Annotated in this window: 17 protein-coding genes; 8 read left to right on the plus strand and 9 right to left on the minus strand. The window is 68.0% G+C overall.

Annotated features, from left to right (window positions below; translation table 11 throughout):
- Nucleotides 1-184: 184 nt before the first annotated feature.
- A complete protein-coding gene (locus tag LGY53_RS16015) occupies nt 185-1,174 on the plus strand; it encodes a heme o synthase (protein ID WP_225727465.1) in 990 nt (329 codons plus the stop codon).
- Here the strand turns inward: LGY53_RS16015 and LGY53_RS16020 are convergent.
- Complete coding sequence (locus tag LGY53_RS16020; protein ID WP_255663410.1) at nt 1,082-1,906, minus strand: helix-turn-helix domain-containing protein; 825 nt, start codon at nt 1,904-1,906, stop codon at nt 1,082-1,084. The genes LGY53_RS16015 and LGY53_RS16020 overlap by 93 nt on opposite strands.
- Before the next feature lie 237 nt (nt 1,907-2,143).
- On the opposite strand from LGY53_RS16020, the gene LGY53_RS16030 reads away from it, so the two are divergent.
- Nucleotides 2,144-3,109, plus strand: coding sequence for a hypothetical protein (locus LGY53_RS16030; protein ID WP_225727466.1), 966 nt, complete (start codon nt 2,144-2,146; stop codon nt 3,107-3,109).
- 33 nt (nt 3,110-3,142) lie between these two features.
- On the opposite strand, the gene LGY53_RS16035 is transcribed toward LGY53_RS16030, so the two are convergent.
- A complete protein-coding gene (locus LGY53_RS16035; RefSeq protein WP_225727467.1) occupies nt 3,143-4,588 on the minus strand; it encodes an FAD-dependent monooxygenase in 1,446 nt (481 codons plus the stop codon).
- A 92-nt stretch (nt 4,589-4,680) separates the two neighbouring features.
- Between LGY53_RS16035 and LGY53_RS16040 the strand changes: the two genes are divergently transcribed.
- Nucleotides 4,681-5,277 (plus strand): TetR/AcrR family transcriptional regulator, encoded by a 597-nt coding sequence (locus LGY53_RS16040; protein WP_225727468.1) that lies wholly within the window; start codon nt 4,681-4,683, stop codon nt 5,275-5,277.
- 73 nt (nt 5,278-5,350) lie between these two features.
- Here the strand turns inward: LGY53_RS16040 and LGY53_RS16045 are convergent, their stop codons facing one another.
- Nucleotides 5,351-6,316 carry a quinone oxidoreductase gene (locus LGY53_RS16045; RefSeq protein WP_225727469.1) on the minus strand — a complete coding sequence of 322 codons (966 nt, stop codon included), beginning with the start codon at nt 6,314-6,316 and terminating at the stop codon, nt 5,351-5,353.
- A gap of 61 nt (nt 6,317-6,377) precedes the next feature.
- Here LGY53_RS16045 and LGY53_RS16050 point away from each other — a divergent pair, with 61 nt between their 5' ends.
- Entirely contained in the window at nt 6,378-6,725 is a 348-nt protein-coding gene (locus LGY53_RS16050; RefSeq protein ID WP_225727470.1) for a hypothetical protein, read from the plus strand.
- A 51-nt stretch (nt 6,726-6,776) separates the two neighbouring features.
- Here the strand turns inward: LGY53_RS16050 and LGY53_RS16055 are convergent, their stop codons facing one another.
- From LGY53_RS16055 to mptB, 6 genes are all read right to left on the minus strand, one after another.
- Entirely contained in the window at nt 6,777-7,016 is a 240-nt protein-coding gene (locus tag LGY53_RS16055; RefSeq protein ID WP_225727471.1) for a hypothetical protein, read from the minus strand.
- A 148-nt stretch (nt 7,017-7,164) separates the two neighbouring features.
- The gene (locus LGY53_RS16060; protein WP_225727472.1) at nt 7,165-8,052 is read right to left on the minus strand and encodes a universal stress protein; all 888 of its coding nucleotides are present in this window, start codon (nt 8,050-8,052) and stop codon (nt 7,165-7,167) included.
- 92 nt (nt 8,053-8,144) lie between these two features.
- A complete protein-coding gene (locus tag LGY53_RS16065) occupies nt 8,145-9,113 on the minus strand; it encodes a heme A synthase (protein WP_225727473.1) in 969 nt (322 codons plus the stop codon).
- 76 nt (nt 9,114-9,189) lie between these two features.
- Complete coding sequence (locus tag LGY53_RS16070) at nt 9,190-9,978, minus strand: ABC transporter permease (protein ID WP_225727474.1); 789 nt, start codon at nt 9,976-9,978, stop codon at nt 9,190-9,192.
- Nucleotides 9,975-10,904, minus strand: coding sequence for an ABC transporter ATP-binding protein (locus LGY53_RS16075; RefSeq protein ID WP_225727475.1), 930 nt, complete (start codon nt 10,902-10,904; stop codon nt 9,975-9,977). Before LGY53_RS16075 ends, LGY53_RS16070 begins: the two co-directional genes overlap by 4 nt.
- Nucleotides 10,905-10,962: 58 nt before the next feature.
- Nucleotides 10,963-12,666 carry a polyprenol phosphomannose-dependent alpha 1,6 mannosyltransferase MptB gene (mptB, locus tag LGY53_RS16080; RefSeq protein ID WP_225727476.1) on the minus strand — a complete coding sequence of 568 codons (1,704 nt, stop codon included), beginning with the start codon at nt 12,664-12,666 and terminating at the stop codon, nt 10,963-10,965.
- A gap of 202 nt (nt 12,667-12,868) precedes the next feature.
- Here mptB and LGY53_RS16085 point away from each other — a divergent pair, with 202 nt between their 5' ends.
- The 4 genes from LGY53_RS16085 to sufC are packed head-to-tail and all read left to right on the plus strand — an operon-like array spanning nt 12,869 to nt 17,173.
- Nucleotides 12,869-13,765, plus strand: a complete 897-nt coding sequence (locus LGY53_RS16085; protein WP_225727477.1) for a metalloregulator ArsR/SmtB family transcription factor — start codon at nt 12,869-12,871, stop codon at nt 13,763-13,765.
- Nucleotides 13,762-15,198, plus strand: a complete 1,437-nt coding sequence (gene sufB, locus LGY53_RS16090; protein ID WP_167475905.1) for a Fe-S cluster assembly protein SufB — start codon at nt 13,762-13,764, stop codon at nt 15,196-15,198. The genes LGY53_RS16085 and sufB overlap by 4 nt, the downstream gene beginning before the upstream one ends.
- Complete coding sequence (gene sufD, locus LGY53_RS16095) at nt 15,198-16,373, plus strand: Fe-S cluster assembly protein SufD (protein WP_225727478.1); 1,176 nt, start codon at nt 15,198-15,200, stop codon at nt 16,371-16,373. The genes sufB and sufD overlap by 1 nt, the downstream gene beginning before the upstream one ends.
- Before the next feature lie 32 nt (nt 16,374-16,405).
- Complete coding sequence (gene sufC, locus LGY53_RS16100; RefSeq protein ID WP_167475903.1) at nt 16,406-17,173, plus strand: Fe-S cluster assembly ATPase SufC; 768 nt, start codon at nt 16,406-16,408, stop codon at nt 17,171-17,173.

The raw sequence follows: 17,173 nt of genomic DNA on the forward strand, positions 1-17,173 counted from the left end.
CGGTCGGTTCGTCCCGTATGGATGTCCGCGCCGCGAGGGGGCGCTGGCGAAAGCGGTGCCGCAGAGGGTCTACCATCCTCTGTAGTAGTAGCCGCGCCGCACTGGGCTAGCACTGCCGAGCAGCAGGGCAGAGCGCGCTGCTGTTCCAATGCCGGATGCGATGCACAGTGTGCGAGGAGAAACAGTGCGGATCGGTGATCAGCCGGGTGGCCATGGTGCGCACGGCTCCTCCGCGACAGCGCTGGCCGACCGTTTGAACGGTGACGGCCTGCTGTCGCGACTACTGCGGCGACCACTCGCCTATATCGCGCTCACCAAACCGCGCGTCATCGAATTGCTGCTGGTCGCAACGATTCCCACGATGCTGCTGGCCGACCGGGGTCACATCGATATCCGCCTGATCCTGGCCACCCTGTTCGGTGGCTGGATGGGCGCGGCCAGCGCCAACACGCTGAACTGTGTCGCCGACGCCGATATCGACAAGGTGATGAAGCGCACCGCCAAGCGCCCGCTGGCCAGGGATGCGGTGTCCACCCGCCAGGCGTTCGTCTTCGGCGTCGTGCTCGGCATCGCGTCGTTCGCCTGGCTCTGGTGGCAGGCGAACCTGCTCAGCGGCGCCCTGGTGGTCGCGACGATCCTGTTCTACGTCTTCGTCTACACCCTCGGCCTCAAGCGCCGCACCTCGCAGAACGTGGTGTGGGGCGGTGCGGCCGGATGTATGCCCGCGCTGGTCGGCTGGTCGGCGGTGACCGGAAGCATCGGCTGGCCCGCCATCGCGCTGTTCGGCGTCATCTTCTTCTGGACGCCGCCGCACACCTGGGCGCTGGCCATGCGCTACAAGGAGGATTACCGCGCGGCCGGGGTGCCGATGCTGCCGGTGGTGGCGACGGAGCAGAAGGTCACCAAGCTGATCGTCGTCTACACCTGGCTGACCGTGCTCACCACGCTGGCGTTGATCCCGGCCACCGGTGTGGTCTACGCCGCGGTGGCGCTGGTGGCCGGGGCCTGGTTCCTGCTCATGGCGCATCAGCTCTACGCGGGCGTGCGGCGCGGCGAATCGGTCAAACCACTGCGGTTGTTCCTACAGTCGAACAACTATCTGGCCGTTGTCTTCTGCGGCTTGGCCGTCGATTCCGTGCTCGGCTGGGACACGATCGGCAGTTTCTTCAGCTGAGGTAGCCGTCCGGCCGGAATCGGTACCGGCGCCCACGGTGGCGAGCCAGTGCTTTTCGGCCGCGCGGAGGATGTCGTCGCCGAGTAGTTCGAGGAATCGGCCCGCGCTGGCGAGCCGGATTCCCACGGTGGTGTCGGTGCCGAAGATTTCGGCGCCGCGCAGGGCGGTGCTGGCGAATCGCTGGTTGGCGCGGACGCCGATCACGGCGGAGTGCAGGCCCGCGTTTTCGTCGAGCGAATACCGGTGGCGTCTGCTCCGGCCATCCCGGTCGCGGCGGATCAGCCCGTGTTGTTGCAGCAGACCGACCGCTTTCGAGATGGTGGCCGCGCTGACCCGCAGATATTGCGCCAGTTCGGCGGCGGTGCGGCTGCTGGTCTCCGAGGTGAACAGGCACGCCATCACGCCGGCGGCGGTGCGCGGCATACCGGTCTCGACCAGGATCGCGGCGAGGTCGGCCATATACGCGGCCGCCGCGTCGGGGTCGGGGCCGCCGCGTTCGACGGCCCGCTTCGTCGTCGCCTGGGGGCGGGGGCTGCGCCGGGCCCGGTGGGTGGTGGCCAGTTGCGCCAGGTCCGCGCGGTAGCGGCCCGGCCCGCCGTTGCGCGCGACCTCGCGGCTCACCGTCGAGGCGGGTCGGCCCAGGCAGCGCGCGATTCCGGCGTAGTCCAGGCCCTGTGCCAAGCCCGCGGCGATCTGCCGTCGGTCGGCCCCGGTCAGCCTGCGTCCTGGCATTCGGTCGGCTCCTCCGCTTCGGTCGAATTCGACGTCAGTATGCGAGCCGGTCGTAATCCATTGCAACAGAAGCCCTCCGGCGTGCATTAGTCGGCAGTGTCATTGCAATCGGTGATCGGGGCAGTGATCAGCGAAGACGGCCCCGATCCTGGGCCGGTTTCGTTGACCGGTGTTTCGTGCCCTGCCTAACGTTCGGATCCGGCGGCAGGACAACAACATTCGGTAAGGAGCGATGACATGCGTGCCAAGGGCATTACCTACGACACCGGTTTCACACCCGGCGGGCGAAATTCGCGGCCCGTCTTCGACGCGGACGCGGTGCGGCGGGAGATCCGGATCATCGCCGATGACCTGCACTGCGACGCCGTGCGGATCACCGGCGGCGACCCCGAACGGCTGGCCATCGCCGCCGGGCACGCCGTCGATGCCGGGCTGGAGGTCTGGTTCTCCCCGTTCCCCTGTGAACTGTCCGCCGCGGAGCTGGTGCCGTTCTTCGCCGACTGCGCGGACCGCGCCCGGGAGGTGGGGGCGGACGTCTTCGTCACAGGCTGTGAGCTGAGCCTGTTCGCCCCGGGTTTCCTCCCCGGCGCGGACAGTTTCGCCAGGATCAAGGCCGTGACCGACGGCGACCCCGCGGCGCTGGCCGCGATCGAGGAGACCGGCAAGCGGCTGGACGTCGTGCTGGCCGATATCGCGGCGGCGGTACGCGAACGGTTCCGGGGCAAACTGACCTACGCCTCCGGCATCTGGGAGCAGATCGACTGGACGCCCTTCGATATCGTCAGCGCCGACGCCTACGGCGATGACAGCGATGCCTTTCGCGAAGGTCTTCGAACATACTTCCGGCACGGTAAGCCGCTCGCGGCCACCGAATTCGGCTGCTGCACGTACCGGGGCGCGGCGGCCCGCGGCGGCCTCGGCTGGACCATTGTCGACAATCCGGCGAACCCGACTCGGCTCGACGGCGTCTATATCCGAGACGAGGACGAGCAGATCCGCTACCTGCACGAGATGCTGGCGGTCTTCGATGAGGAAGGCGTGGACACCGCGTTCTGGTTCACCTTCGCCTGCTACGAGTTCCCCCATCGCGCGGACCCGCTGGTTGACCTCGACATGGCGTCCTACGGGGTATACAAGGTGATGCCGGATGGCGGCCTCGCCCCTAAGAAGTCCTTCCACGCCATGGCGAAGGCATACGAATGAAGTGCCGGAGAACTACCCGGTGATCTCGCGAGATCAGTTGTCTGCGAGCTCGTTTCGTGTGCTGTACTCGGCCAGGTAGCCGTCCGGGCGGATCAGTACATGTGTGCCGACCTCGGCGTGGTAAGCGGCGAAGGCGTGGCCGTCCACGTCGACGACGTAGCGGCCGGGGGCGGTGCCGCCCGGACGGACCACCGTGTAGGCCTCGACGCCCTGTTGGGTTGGCGGCGTTGGTGTTTCGCCGAAGCAGAGCAGTGTCGCGTGCGGGCCGCGGAACAGGTCGAAGAGGCGGATCGGCTGTCCGGCTTCGTCTTTCAGCGGGGCATCGGGTGCGCGATCGCCGGTGACCAGCGGGCCGTCCGCGGCCGGATCGCGATAGGTGATGTCGAGTTGGCGGGTGGTCTCGCCGCGTTCCATCGCCTTCGGATCGCCCGCCTGCGTCCGGTCCATCAGGTCGCTGCTGATGCCGAGCACCCTGGCGGCGACGGCGCGGCGCTCGCGCTCGTAGCTGCCGAGCAGGTCGGTGCCGTCGAGGGCGGCGGCCAGCTTCCAGCCGAGGTTGTACGCGTCCTGGATGCCGGTGTTCATGCCCTGGCCGCCGGTGGGCGGATGGGTATGCGCGGCATCACCGGCGAGGAAGACGCGGCCGTCCCGGAACCGTTGGGCCAGGCGGGTATTCGGACGCCAGACGGTGACCCAGGTGAGGTCGGACAGCGTGATTCCGGTGCCGCCGTACCGGTTCAGGTAGCGCTGTAGCACGTCGAGCGTCGGTTCGGCGGCCGGTTCCAGCGGGGCCGCGAATTGGAAGTGCGGCCGTCCAGGCAAGGGCGAGAGCATGATTCCGTCCATCGGCTGTTCCGCCGTGGCGAACCAGTAGCCGAAATCGTGGTCGAGCGCGTCCGCCCGGACATCGCCGAGCAGCATGCGCAGCGATTCGTCGGTGGTGCCCTCGAAGGGGATGCCGAGGGTTTTGCGCACCGTGCTGCGGCCGCCGTCGGCGCCGACGAGGTAGGCCGCGCGAACGGATTGCGGGCCGGACGGGCCGGTGAGCCGGGCGGTGACACCGGTCTCGTCCTGTGTGAAATCGACAAGGGCGGTGGACAGTTCGACGGACACGCCGAGCGCGGCCAGGCGGTCGCGCAGGATCGCCTCGGTATCGGACTGGCCGAGCATCCGCACGTTGGGGTACGGGACAGCCGGTGTCGGGGCCTGCGGTTCGGCCATCCGGCGCTCGCCGACGTGGTCGCCGTCGATGACGATCCGCATCACGGGCATGGGGATGCTCGCGGACATGATCGCGTCGAGCACGCCGAGGTCGTCGAAAACCTCCAGCGTGCGCGGCTGGATGCCGTCGCCGCGCGATCCGGCGAAATGCGATCCGGCCTGTTCGACGATGCGTACCGGCACGCCGCGGCGGGCCAGGTCGATGGCCAGGGTGAGTCCGGTGGGTCCGGCGCCCGCGATGAGTACCTGCTGTGGCATGACAACTCCCTTTGCTGAAATAAAATTCAGTGAATGTCAGTTCAGTATTGGAGTTGATACCTTTCGTTGTCAAGGAGGTGGTGCGGGTGTCCATGAGTCGCAAGGAACGATCGGCGGAAACCGAGCGGGCGCTCAAGGCCGCGGCCCGGCGGCTGTTCGTCGAGCGCGGGTATCTCAACACCAAGATCACCGACATCACCATGGCGGCGGGCCGGGCCGCGGGCTCGTTCTACAACCACTTCACCAGTAAGGAGCAGCTGCTCCGGGAACTGCTGAACGATGTTGCGGCGGAAGAGGATCGACACGTCGAGACGGGTGCGCACAATCCGGACTTCACCGATCCGGCGGCGGTCCGCTTCCACGTCGAGGTGTTCTGGCGGTCATCGCGCAAGCACTGGCCGGTCTATCGATCGGTGCAGCAGGCCGCTCTGGTCGACGACGAATTCGCCAGGCAGGCATGGCAATTCGGGAAACAGCAGCGCGACGACATCATCGACCACCTGGACGCGTTCGACGAGCGCGGCCTGAAGCTGCCCGCCCAACCCGACGCCAGCCTCGCCATGATGTTCCTGCTCGTCACCGGGCTGTTGCAGGCGGTCGAGGACGGCGCCGTGGAAATGTCCGACGAGCAGGCCATCGATGCGCTCACCCGCTTCGTCTATCGCGGACTCACCGGCCGCGACTACTGAATTCGGAGAACATGATTCGGCCCCGGGGCGGTGGAAGATCGCCCCAGGGCCGATTACTCGAGTATCGAATTACTCAGGGCCGCAGCACGATCGAGCCCGTGGTCTTGCGCGCCTCCAGGTCGCGGTGCGCCTGTGCGGCCTCGGCCAACGGGTAGCTCGCGCCGGTGCGAACCCGCAGTGTGCCGTCGGCGATGGCATTGAAGACATCGCTTGCGCGCCAGACCAATTCGGCGCGGTCGCGGGTGTAGTGGGCGAGCGTCGGCCGGGTGACGAACACCGATCCCGCCGTATTCAGCCGCTGCAGATCGAACGGCGGCACCGGACCGCTGGCCGCGCCGAACAGCGCCAGCATGCCGCGCACCCGCAGCGAAGCGAGGCTGGCCTCGAAGGTGGACGCGCCGACGCCGTCGTATACCGCGGCGACGCCGACACCGTCGGTGAGTTTGCGCACCCGCTCGGCCAGATCGTCGCCGTAGCGCAGCACCTCGGCCGCGCCCGCCTCCCTCGACAGCGCCTCCTTCTCGTCGGACGATACGGTGGTGATCACCCTGGCGCCCTTGGCGACCGCCAGCTGGGTGAGGAACAGTCCGGTGCCGCCGGCGCCCGCATGGACGAGCACCGACTCGCCGGGTTGCGGTTCGTAGATCGAATTGAGCAGGTAGTGCGCGGTCATGCCCTGCAGCAGCACCGAGGCGGCGGCCTCGGGCGCCACCCCGTCCGGCACCCGGATCGCGACGGCGGCGTTCACCGCGACGCGTTCGGCGTAGCTGCCCGGCGCCGCGGCCCACGCGACGCGGTCGCCGACGGCGAATTCGGTCACCGCCGAGCCGACCTCGGCCACCACGCCCGTACCCTCCGAACCGGGGATGTAGGGCAGCGGCTGCGGGTATCGGCCGATCCGGAAGTAGACGTCGATGTAGTTGACGCCGCTCGCGTCGACGTCGACGAGGAGCTGCTCCGGTCCGATCCGCGGATCCGGCACCTCCACATACTTCAGGACCTCGGGACCACCGTTTTCGGAAACCTGTATGGAGCGCATAGCTCCCATTAACCCACCCGGCTGCCGGAACAATTCCCTACTGGCCGGTAAACTTCCGCTCATGAGTGCTCACGCAGCCCCGGCCCCGCTGAAGTTGTCGGGTTCCTTGGTGGAGTCCGTCGCAGGTTTCGTCGCCGAGCACGGCGGCTCCGCGACCGTCGTCCCGCAGCCGATCGGCCGCGTCGGCGTGCGGCTCACGTTGATCGGCGCCGACGGCGTCCTCGGCGACCGCGTCGTGCCCGACCGGGAAACGGTCGCCGAACTCGTCACCACCGTCGACGGCCTCACCGAGGCCGACGAATGGGACCGCGAACTCACCTCGATCGTCACCCCGCGCGAGGGTCACTGGGCCAAGATGGCGGGCTGGGTCGCCCGGCAGACCCGTTTCCCCAAGGCGCGCAACGAATAACGGTTCTCCGGCGGCTGCCCGCCGCCGGGATATCTTCCGGCCCGACGCGAGTCAGTCAATCGGCCCGCCGAGCATTTCGTCGATGCCCCAGCGCAGCAGGCCACCGGCCAGCGCCAGATGCAGCACGACGGCCATGGCGATGAGGGTGGCGCCGCAGTCGTGCGCCCAGCCCGGAATGCGGGGCAGCGCGATCAGCAGTCCGCCGAGCATCACGATGGCGACGCCGATCGCGATCGGGCCGAGCGGCGCTGTGCCGTAATCGATCTCGCCGCGGTCATCTCGAATTGTCATCGGGGTTGGTCCTCTCCGGCCGAGGGTCGGCTCCGGCAGACGAGCACCGGGCAGGGGGGTTTGATGCAGTAACTCGCGGCTCGTCGATCCGGACAGGGCCGCGCCGAACATGGCTGTCACTTTCCCTGTGCCGCAATGCGTTCCGGATTCACGCCGGCTGCCTGCAGACGATGATCGGGCACGGGGCGTGGTGCAGCAGGTTCTGGCTGGTCGACCCGACAAGCAGGCCCGCGACCCGGTTGTGGCCGTGACTGCCGGTGAACACCAGCTGGGCATCGGCGGCATTGGTCAGCAGCGAGGATGCCGCGGGCGCGCGTTCGGTCACTCGGGTGACCGTCACGTCCGGGTATTTCTCCCGCCAGCCCGCCAGCCGCTCCGCCAGCAATTCGTTCTCCTGCGCCGCCAGATCCGGCCAGCTTTCCGGAAGTACGGTCCAGCGCAACAGATCCGGGTCCTCCCACGCGTGCAATGCGACGATATCGACCTCGAGCAACGAGGCCGTTTCGAACGCGTGAGCCAGCGCATCCTCGGCATCCGGGCTGCCGTCGACGCCCACCAGCACCGGCCGCCGATCCGGCAGCGGGTGCTCGATATCGCCGCGCCACACCGCGACCGGGCAGGTCGCCTTATTGGCCACCCGCAATGCGGTGGAGCCGAGCAGGAGGGTGGTGAGCCGGTTGCCAGGGGTCGCGGCGACCACCAGCAGGCGGGCCGCGGCGGACGCCTGAACCAGCGCGTGCGCCGCATCGCCGTCGACGACGAGCGGGCGGATCTCCAACTCGGGTTGATCCTGCCGGACGGCGGCCGCCGCGGCCGCGACATTGCGTTCGGCGGCGGCCCGCATGCTGGGCAGGATGTCGAGCTCCGCCCAGGCGGAGGCGGTGATCCGGTAATCGACCAGGGGAACGACCCCTAGGACGACGAGCGGCACGTGTTGACGGGCGGCCAGCGCGCCCGCCCATCGGGCCGCCGCGAGAGCGGTTGTGCTGCCATCGATCCCGACGACGATGGACTGCTGATTGGCGAGGGTGGTCATGGATCGACCCTCGCAGTAGCGGGGGCCGCGACAACCGGGTCGCCGGTCCTCGGCCGCAGTGACCTATGTCATCGGTCCGGCGGCCGGATGGTTCAGGTGGCCAGCGCCACCGGCTCCGGCGCGGACACTTTCTCCCGGGTGCGCAGCGACGCCCACAGTATCGCGGTGCCGATGATGCACAGGGTGGCGCCGCCGACGTGGCAGACCACGAGGGCCGCGGGCACGTGGGTGAAGTACTGGACCACGCCGAGCAGTGCCTGTGCGCAGACGGTCGCGATCACCGCGAACAGCCGGATGCGGACGGGACGGGTGATGCCGACGGCGAACAGCCCGAAACCGAGTCCGATCAGCAGCGAGAGGTAGGCGACGAGCAGTTCGGCGTGCAGGTGGACCAGGGTGGTGATATCCACCTCCAACCGCCGCACCGGCCGCGTGATGCTCTTGTCGCCCGCATGCGGTCCGGCGCCGGTGACCAGGGTGCCCGCCACCAGCACCGCGGCCATCACCACCGCGGTGAGTCCGGTGAGCCAGCGCAAAGGCGTTGGCGCCTGGACGGTTTCGATGCCGTCGTCGGGCTCGCCGACCTTCGCGAACAGGACGGTCGCCAGCCAGACCATGAGCATCGAGGCGAGCAGATGCACCGAGACGGTCCACCAGAGCAGCCCGGCCCGCACGGTGATGCCGCCGATCACGGCCTGCAGCACGGTGCCGCCCGGCATCAGCCAGGCGTACACCAGCACCTCGCGGCGGCGGCGGGCGCGGACCACCGCGAGCACGATGAGCCCGGCGCACAGGGAGACGACGAAGGTGAGCATCCGGTTGCTGAATTCGACGGCCTGATGCAACACCGGCACCTCGGACACGCCGACCGGGGTGAAGCTGCCCGGGAAGCACTCCGGCCAGGTCGGGCAGCCGAGCCCGGACGCGGTGACGCGGACGATCGCACCGGTGACGCAGATCCCGGCCTGCGAAATGATGACCGCGAGGGCGAGCGCCCGCTGCACCCGGAGGGAGGGCAGCGGCAGCAGATCGACGAGTCGCAGGAATGCGCGATACAGCACGCAACGATGGTAGCGAGCGCCTCGGCGACGCCCGCACCCGGACTACTACATGTCGTCGTTGAGGTTCGAATATCCGCTACTGGAAACGGAAACAGCGCGTCGCGAGCGCGCCGGAAACCCCGCCCCACACCAGCAGCACCGCCAGCCCGAACCAGTCGACGCTGCTGCGCATCGCCTCCTCCAGACACACCGCGAGCGCGCCCGACGGCGCCAGCCTGGCGAGGATGTTCACCACCGTGGGCAGATGGTCGGTGGCGAAAACCACACTGGCGATGCCGAGCAGGATGAACCAGAGGATATTCGCAAGCGCCAGTACCACTTCCGCCTTCAGCGTGCCGCCCAGCAGCAGTCCCATCGCCGCGAAGGTCGCGGTGCCGAGCGCGATCACCACCGCGCCGAGCGCCAGCCCGGCGAGCCCGGGCCGCCAGCCGAGCGCGAATCCGATGGCGCCCAACAGGATCGCCTGCAACACCACGACGATCAGCACCGCGGCGCTCTTGCCCGCGATAATGCCCCAGCGCGGAAGCGCGGTCGCGCCAAGGCGTTTCAGCGCGCCGTAGCGGCGGTCGAAGCCGACCGCGATGGCCTGGCCGGTGAACGCGGTCGACATCACCGCGACCATCATCACTGCGGGCACGATCTTGTCCACCCGGTGCGATCCGAGATCGCCGAACGGCAGCAGCGTCATCCCGATCAGCAGCGTGATCGGGATGAACATGGTGAGCAGCAACTGTTCCCCGTTGCGCAGCAACAGGATCAACTCCAGCCGGGTCTGCGCGGCCAGCATGGCCGGGCGCGAATTCGGCCGCGGGTCGGGGGAGAAGGTGCCGGGCGCGAAGCGCGCGGCCGGTGCCGACTGGTTCATCCGCGTAGGTCCCGTCCGGTGAGTTCCAGGAAGACGTCCTCCAGCCTGCGCTGGTCGATCCGGATATCGCTGGGCAGCACGTCGATTCGCGCGCACCACGCGGTCACCGTCGCCAGCACCTGCGGGCTGATCTCGCCCTCCACCAGATACGCGCCCGGCGCGGTCTCGCGCGGCGAGAAACCTTCCGGCAGCGCGGCTTTCAACAGTTCGAGATCGAGTTTCGGTGGGGCGGTGAAACGCAACTGTCCTGCGGCGCCGTGCGCGGTCACCTCGGCGGGCGTGCCCGCCGCGACGATCCGGCCGTGATCGATGATCACCAGCTGGTCGGCCAGTTGCTCGGCCTCGTCCATCATGTGCGTGGTGAGCAGCACCGAAACACCGTCGCGGCGCAGCGAATCGATCAGTTCCCAGACGATGAGCCGCGCCTGCGCGTCCAGGCCCGCGGTCGGTTCGTCGAGGAAGACGATCTCCGGCCGCCCGACGAGCGCACAGGCCAGCGCCAACCGCTGCTGCTGGCCGCCGGACAACCGCCGGTAGGGGGTGCGGCGATTGTCCTGCAGTCCGAGCGTGCGCAGCAGCCACTCCGGATCCAGCGGATCGGCCGAATAGGCGGCCACCAGGTCGAGCATTTCCCCGGCTCGCGCACCCGGATACGCGCCGCCGCCCTGCAACATCACGCCGATGCGCGGGCGCAGCCGATCCGAATCGGCGATCGGGTCCAGGCCGAGCACCCGCACCGATCCGGCGTCGGGCGTGACGAACCCCTCGCACATCTCGACGGTGGTGGTCTTACCCGCACCGTTCGGGCCGAGCAGCGCGAGCACCTGCGCGCGTTCGACATCGAAGCCGATCCCGTCCACCGCGGTGGTTTCCCCGTAGCGTTTGACGACCCCGTCGACACGGACGGCGGGTCCGGAAGTGGTCACGACGCGTCCTCGTCGCGGTGCGTACCTGCCAGGGCGGCAATGCCCAGGTTTCGCTCGGTCACGGAGAGACACCGTAGGGCGTAGGCCGGTGTGACGGAGCCGACACCCCCGGCTCGCGCCGCCACGGCAGCACATTTCTGGTGAGCACGATGAACAGCACCGAGACGATCACGGTCGCGATCGCCGCCCCGACGATCTGGAATACCGCGAGGTCGGCGCCACGCGGCATCAGGATGACGCTCACCACCGCCGAGAACGCGATCGCCGGGACGCGGAAGGCGGGTTTGGTCGCCCATGCGGCGAGCGGCACGATCGCCCACAGCAGATACCACGGTTGCACGACGGGGAAGAGCAGCACGATCGCGCCGAGTGCGACGCCGAGCGCGCCCACCGGATGCAGTCGCCCGGTGAGGGTGGCGAAAAGCATTCGCAGCGAAAGGAATCCGGCGACGACGGCGGCGATCGGCCTGGTGATGCTGAGCAGAGCGGTCGTGTGATCGCCCAATCCCAGTAGTACGCCGCCGAATCCGGTGATGATGCCGAGCGCCGTCGGCAGCGACATCCAGCTGCGCACCGCGTTCGCCACGCCGAGGGTGAAGATCCAGCCGAAGCTGAGACCGCTCGCCGCGGTGATGAAAAGCGTTGTGCCGATGGCTATTCCGCCGAGCATCGCGGCCGATATCAGTACCGCCCGCCAGCTGGCGCCCCAGCGTCTGGCCAGCGCCATCCCGACGAAGCCGAGCGCGATGATGGAGGTGAACTTGATCGCCGACGACATCGTCATGACGATCGTCCCGAAGATCAGCATCGCGTACGCCCGCCCGTTGAACGGATGCATATCCTCGATGGCTCGCAGGCAGAATTCCAGTCCGGCCAGCATCAATCCGAGCATCAGGCCGTCGTTGTGCACGCCGCCGACGAGGTGGAACAGCACCAGCGGATTCGCGACGCCCAGCCACAGCGCGCTGACCGGTGCGACCCCGCAGCGCACCGAGAGCCGGGGCAGCGCCCACACGATCAACGCGACACCGGCCAGCGCCAGCACTCGATGCGCCCAGACGCCGAAAATGATGTTGTCGCCGGTGAGGTAGGCGATGCCGCGCCCCATCCAGAGGAAGAGCGGACCGTACGGCGCCGGTGTGTCCAGCCAGATGGTCGGCACATTCCGGGTGAGCACGTTGTCGACGCCCAGCCCGGCCTTCGGCCCGACCGTGTACGGGTCGAGCCCCCGCCCGGCGATTTCGCTCTGTGCCAGATAGGAATACACGTCGTTGCTGAACAGCGGCGGCGCGATGCTCAGGGGGATGATCCAGAGCAGTACGGTCCGGTCGAGCTGCGATCTGGTCAGCCGGTGCACCGGGGATCCGCCGAGACCGCCGATCGCGAAGCGCCCGAGCAGCAGCCAGGCCAGCACCACGACGACCGTGCCGATCATGCACATCGCCAGCGATCCGGTGTGCGCCCGCGCGAACAGGCCGAGCACCCGCATGCCCGATGTCGGATTCTGCTGCACCGGCTGCGCGCCGATGCCGAGCGCGCTGATCGCCATCAGCACCGTTCCGGTCGCGCCGAGCAGCCGGATCCGGTCGAGCTGAACCGTTTCCTTCCGGTTGAGCCCCGGCACCTCGGATTCCGCGCTGTGCAACACCGCGATGGTGTGATCGGGCGCGGGTACGTCGAGCCCGAGGGCCCGGCGCCCGAGCGCGGATGCCTTGCGCTGGAATGCGGATGCCCCGCGCCGCGCGCCGTCCAGTACTGCCACGAGACGCAGCCTAGTAGGCGCTGTCGGGCGCGAGCCCGCCCGTAACCCGCGCCGGGCCGAGCTCCTGTGCGAGGCGCTGGCCCGACGGATCACACCGGTCGGATCAGATCCAGATGATCACCGTCTTCGAAACCATTTCGTTATTCAATGCGGCCACTGTGACCAGGCTCGCAGCGGATCATTCCGGTCGCGTCCTGGACGGATGCGGCATTTGCCCAGTTCGGGGCGTCAAGTACTCAGGGCACCCTTATTAGATTTCGGGAAGGAATTCCGCCACACTGATGTTGTGAAAACCGTGGGTTTGCGGAACAACGACGACGGCGCAGGTCACAGCCCTGCCGCCGGGTCGGCCGTCGCACCCGCGACGGTCGGAGGCGAGGGGCATACCCGGGCGGCCATTGTGAAATTGCTGCTCGAGGAGGGGCCCATCACCGCGACCGCCATCGGGGAGCGGCTCGGCCTGGCCCCGGCCGGGGTGCGCAGGCATCTCGACGCGCTCATCGAATCGGGTGAGGCGCGGGCGGGCAGGTCCGCGCCGTGGCAGCAGAAAGGTCGCGGCCGGCCGGCCAAGCAATACCAGTTGACGGCCGCGGGCCGCGGTCGGCTGGGTCACGCCTACGACGATCTGGCCGGGGCGGCCATCCGCCAGCTCGGCGAGATCGGCGGCGAACAGGCCATCACCGAATTCGCCAGGAAACGGGCGCGCACTATCGTGGCCGGGATCGAACCGCTCGACGTGCACACCCCGGAGCGCACCGCGGCCAAGGCCGGGGAGATCGCCGAGGCGTTCACCGGCGCGGGCTTCGCCGCCTCCACCCGCAAGGTGGGCGCGGGCGTGCAGATCTGCCAGCATCACTGCCCGGTCGCGCACGTCGCGGAGGAGTTCCCGCAGCTGTGCGAGGCCGAGCTGGCGGCGTTCCGGGAACTGCTCGGCACACATGTGCAGCGGCTGGCCACCATCGCCAACGGCGACTGCGCGTGCACGACGCACGTGCCGTTGTTCGTCCTGCCCAATACCGAAAATCGAACTGCCACAACAGAATCCGCCGCACAGCCCGCGACGGTACGAACGAACGACTCCGGAAGGAGTGCCGAATGACGACGACCACTGACCAGGTGCAGCCGCTCACCCAGGAGGAGACCATCGCCTCCCTGGGTAAGTACGGCTACGGCTGGGCTGACTCGGATGTCGCTGGCGCCAGCGCGCAACGTGGTCTTTCCGAGGCGGTCGTGCGCGACATCTCGGCCAAGAAGAACGAGCCGGAGTGGATGCTCGACATCCGGCTCAAGGCGTTGCGCATCTTCGACCGCAAGCCCATGCCGACGTGGGGTTCCAAGCTCGACGGCATCGATTTCGACAACATCAAATACTTCGTCCGCTCCACCGAGAAGCAGGCCGCCAGCTGGGACGAGCTGCCCGAGGACATCAAGAACACCTACGACAAGCTGGGTATCCCGGAGGCGGAGAAGCAGCGCCTCGTCGCGGGTGTCGCCGCGCAGTACGAGTCGGAGGTCGTCTACCACCAGATCCGCGAGGATCTGGAACAGCAGGGCGTGATCTTCCTCGACACCGACACCGGTCTCAAGGAGCATCCGGAGATCTTCCAGCAGTACTTCGGTTCGGTGATCCCGGCCGGTGACAACAAGTTCTCCGCGTTGAACACGGCGGTGTGGTCGGGCGGTTCGTTCATCTACGTGCCGCCGGGCGTGCACGTCGACATTCCGCTGCAGGCCTACTTCCGGATCAACACCGAGAACATGGGCCAGTTCGAGCGGACGCTGATCATCGTCGACGAGGGCGCGTACGTGCATTACGTCGAGGGCTGCACCGCGCCGATCTACAGCTCGGATTCCCTGCACTCCGCGGTGGTGGAGATCATCGTGAAGAAGGGCGGCCGCTGCCGCTACACCACCATCCAGAACTGGTCGAACAACGTCTACAACCTGGTCACCAAGCGGGCCAAGGCGGAGGCGGGCGCGACCATGGAGTGGATCGACGGCAATATCGGCTCCAAGGTCACCATGAAGTACCCGGCGGTCTGGATGACCGGCGAGCACGCCAAGGGCGAAGTGCTCTCGGTGGCGTTCGCCGGTGAGGGCCAGCACCAGGACACCGGCGCGAAGATGCTGCACCTGGCGCCGCACACCTCGTCGACCATCGTGTCGAAGTCGGTGGCGCGCGGCGGCGGCCGGGCCTCCTACCGCGGCCTCGTCCAGGTGAACAAGGGTGCGCACGGCTCCAAGTCGACGGTGAAATGCGATGCGCTGCTTGTCGATACGGTCAGCCGCTCGGATACCTACCCCTACGTCGACATCCGCGAGGACGACGTGACGATGGGCCACGAGGCCACCGTCTCCAAGGTTTCCGAGGATCAGCTGTTCTACCTGATGAGCCGCGGTATGACCGAGGACGAGGCGATGGCGATGGTGGTGCGCGGATTCGTCGAGCCGATCGCCAAGGAACTCCCGATGGAGTACGCGCTCGAACTCAACCGCCTGATCGAACTGCAGATGGAAGGAGCCGTCGGCTGATGGCAGTCCAGAACGTTGCCGAGGCCGGCGAGGCTCGCATCGCGATCAACAAGGGCGAGGTGTTCACCTCCTTCGATGTGAACGCCTTCGAGGTGCCCTCCGCCAAGGACGAGGCGTGGCGCTTCACCCCCTTGCGCCGCCTGCGCGGTCTGCACGACGGCACCGCGGTGCGTGACGGGCAGGCCACCGTCGAGGTCACCCCGATCGTGGGCGTCACCGTGGAAACGGTGGACCGCGATGACTCTCGGCTCGGCGCCGCCGGTGTGCCGTCGGATCGCGTAGCGGCGCAGGCATACTCGGGCTTCGAACAGGCCACCGTGGTGACCGTTGGCGCGGAAACCGAAGTGGCCGAGCCGGTTACGATCACCGTCATCGGGCCAGGCGAGGGCAAGACCGCATACGGTCACCTGCAGATCCGTCTCGGCAATTTCGCCGTCGCCACCGTGGTCATCGACCAGCGGGGCAGCGGAACCTACGCGGAGAACGTGGAATTCGTGCTCGGCGACAGCGCCCGGCTCACCGTGGTCGCGGTGCAGGACTGGGCCGACGACGTGGTACACGCCACCGCGCACCACGCCCGGCTCGGCCGCGACGCCACGCTGCGGCACACCGCCGTCACCATCGGCGGCGACCTGGTTCGCCTCACCGGCACCGTCAAATACGACGGCCCCGGCGGTGACGCGGAACTGCTCGGCCTCTACTTCGCCGACGCCGGACAGCATTTCGAACAGCGCCTGCTGGTCGACCACGCGGTCCCGAACTGCAAATCCAATGTGCTGTACAAGGGTGCGCTGCAAGGCGATCCGGCCTCGCCGAAGGGCGATGCCCGCACGGTCTGGGTCGGCGATGTGCTGATCCGCGCCGCCGCCGAGGGCACCGACACCTTCGAGGTGAACCGCAACCTGGTGCTCACCGACGGCGCCCGCGCCGATTCGGTGCCGAATCTGGAGATCGAGACCGGCGAGATCGTCGGCGCCGGGCACGCCAGCGCCACCGGCCGCTTCGACGACGAGCAGCTGTTCTACCTGCGCGCCCGCGGTATTCCGGAAGAGGCGGCCCGCCGTCTGGTGGTGCGCGGCTTCTTCCACGAGATCATCCAGAAGATCGCCGTGTCCGAGGTCCGGGAGCGGCTGGAGACGGCCATCGAGGCCGAACTCGCCGCTATCGGTGCCTGAACCCGAATCCCCTTATCCCGCAAAGGAACTTCATGACCACCCTGGAAATCAAGGACCTGCACGTCGAGGTCGCCACGCCGGACGGTGAGACCGTCAAGATCCTCAAGGGCGTCGATCTCACCGTGAAATCCGGTGAGACGCACGCGATCATGGGCCCCAACGGCTCCGGCAAGTCGACCCTCTCGTACGCGATCGCCGGTCATCCCAAGTACACGGTGACCCAGGGTTCGATCACCCTCGACGGCGAGGATGTGCTCGCCATGTCGGTGGACGAGCGCGCGCGGGCCGGCCTGTTCCTGGCCATGCAGTACCCCGTCGAGGTGCCCGGCGTCTCGATGTCGAACTTCCTGCGCACCGCCGCCACCGCCGTGCGCGGCGAGGCGCCCAAGCTGCGGCACTGGGTCAAGGAGGTCAAGGAGTCGATGTCCGAGCTGGAGATCGACCAGGCCTTCGCGGAACGCAGTGTGAACGAAGGCTTTTCGGGCGGTGAGAAGAAGCGTCACGAGATCCTGCAGCTCGGTCTGCTGAAGCCGAAGATCGCGATCCTCGACGAAACCGACTCCGGTCTGGACGTCGACGCGCTGCGCATTGTCTCCGAGGGCGTCAACCGCTACAAGGAGCGCGAGAACGGCGGCATCCTGCTGATCACCCACTACACCCGAATCCTGCGTTACATCCAGCCGCAGTTCGTGCACGTCTTCGTCGGCGGGCGGATCGTGGCCGAGGGCGGCCCCGAACTCGCCGAGGAACTCGACGCCAACGGATACGTGCGATTCACCTCGGCCGCTGTAGGAGCTTGA

It is taken from the genome of Nocardia sp. JCM 34519.1, assembly GCF_020361265.1.
Taxonomy (GTDB): Bacteria; Actinomycetota; Actinomycetes; order Mycobacteriales; family Mycobacteriaceae; genus Nocardia; species Nocardia arthritidis_A.

Excerpts from the sequence above, each read along its gene's own strand:
- LGY53_RS16020 (WP_255663410.1), bottom strand. The coding sequence starts at position 1,906 with ATGCCAGGACGCAGGCTGACCGGGGCCGACCGACGGCAGATCGCCGCG.
- LGY53_RS16030 (WP_225727466.1), top strand. The coding sequence starts at position 2,144 with ATGCGTGCCAAGGGCATTACCTACGACACCGGTTTCACACCCGGCGGG.
- LGY53_RS16035 (WP_225727467.1), bottom strand. The coding sequence starts at position 4,588 with ATGCCACAGCAGGTACTCATCGCGGGCGCCGGACCCACCGGACTCACC.
- LGY53_RS16040 (WP_225727468.1), top strand. The coding sequence starts at position 4,681 with ATGAGTCGCAAGGAACGATCGGCGGAAACCGAGCGGGCGCTCAAGGCC.
- LGY53_RS16045 (WP_225727469.1), bottom strand. The coding sequence starts at position 6,316 with ATGCGCTCCATACAGGTTTCCGAAAACGGTGGTCCCGAGGTCCTGAAG.
- LGY53_RS16050 (WP_225727470.1), top strand. The coding sequence starts at position 6,378 with ATGAGTGCTCACGCAGCCCCGGCCCCGCTGAAGTTGTCGGGTTCCTTG.
- LGY53_RS16055 (WP_225727471.1), bottom strand. The coding sequence starts at position 7,016 with ATGACAATTCGAGATGACCGCGGCGAGATCGATTACGGCACAGCGCCG.
- LGY53_RS16060 (WP_225727472.1), bottom strand. The coding sequence starts at position 8,052 with ATGACCACCCTCGCCAATCAGCAGTCCATCGTCGTCGGGATCGATGGC.
- LGY53_RS16070 (WP_225727474.1), bottom strand. The coding sequence starts at position 9,978 with ATGAACCAGTCGGCACCGGCCGCGCGCTTCGCGCCCGGCACCTTCTCC.
- LGY53_RS16085 (WP_225727477.1), top strand. The coding sequence starts at position 12,869 with ATGCGGCATTTGCCCAGTTCGGGGCGTCAAGTACTCAGGGCACCCTTA.
- sufB (WP_167475905.1), top strand. The coding sequence starts at position 13,762 with ATGACGACGACCACTGACCAGGTGCAGCCGCTCACCCAGGAGGAGACC.
- sufD (WP_225727478.1), top strand. The coding sequence starts at position 15,198 with ATGGCAGTCCAGAACGTTGCCGAGGCCGGCGAGGCTCGCATCGCGATC.
- sufC (WP_167475903.1), top strand. The coding sequence starts at position 16,406 with ATGACCACCCTGGAAATCAAGGACCTGCACGTCGAGGTCGCCACGCCG.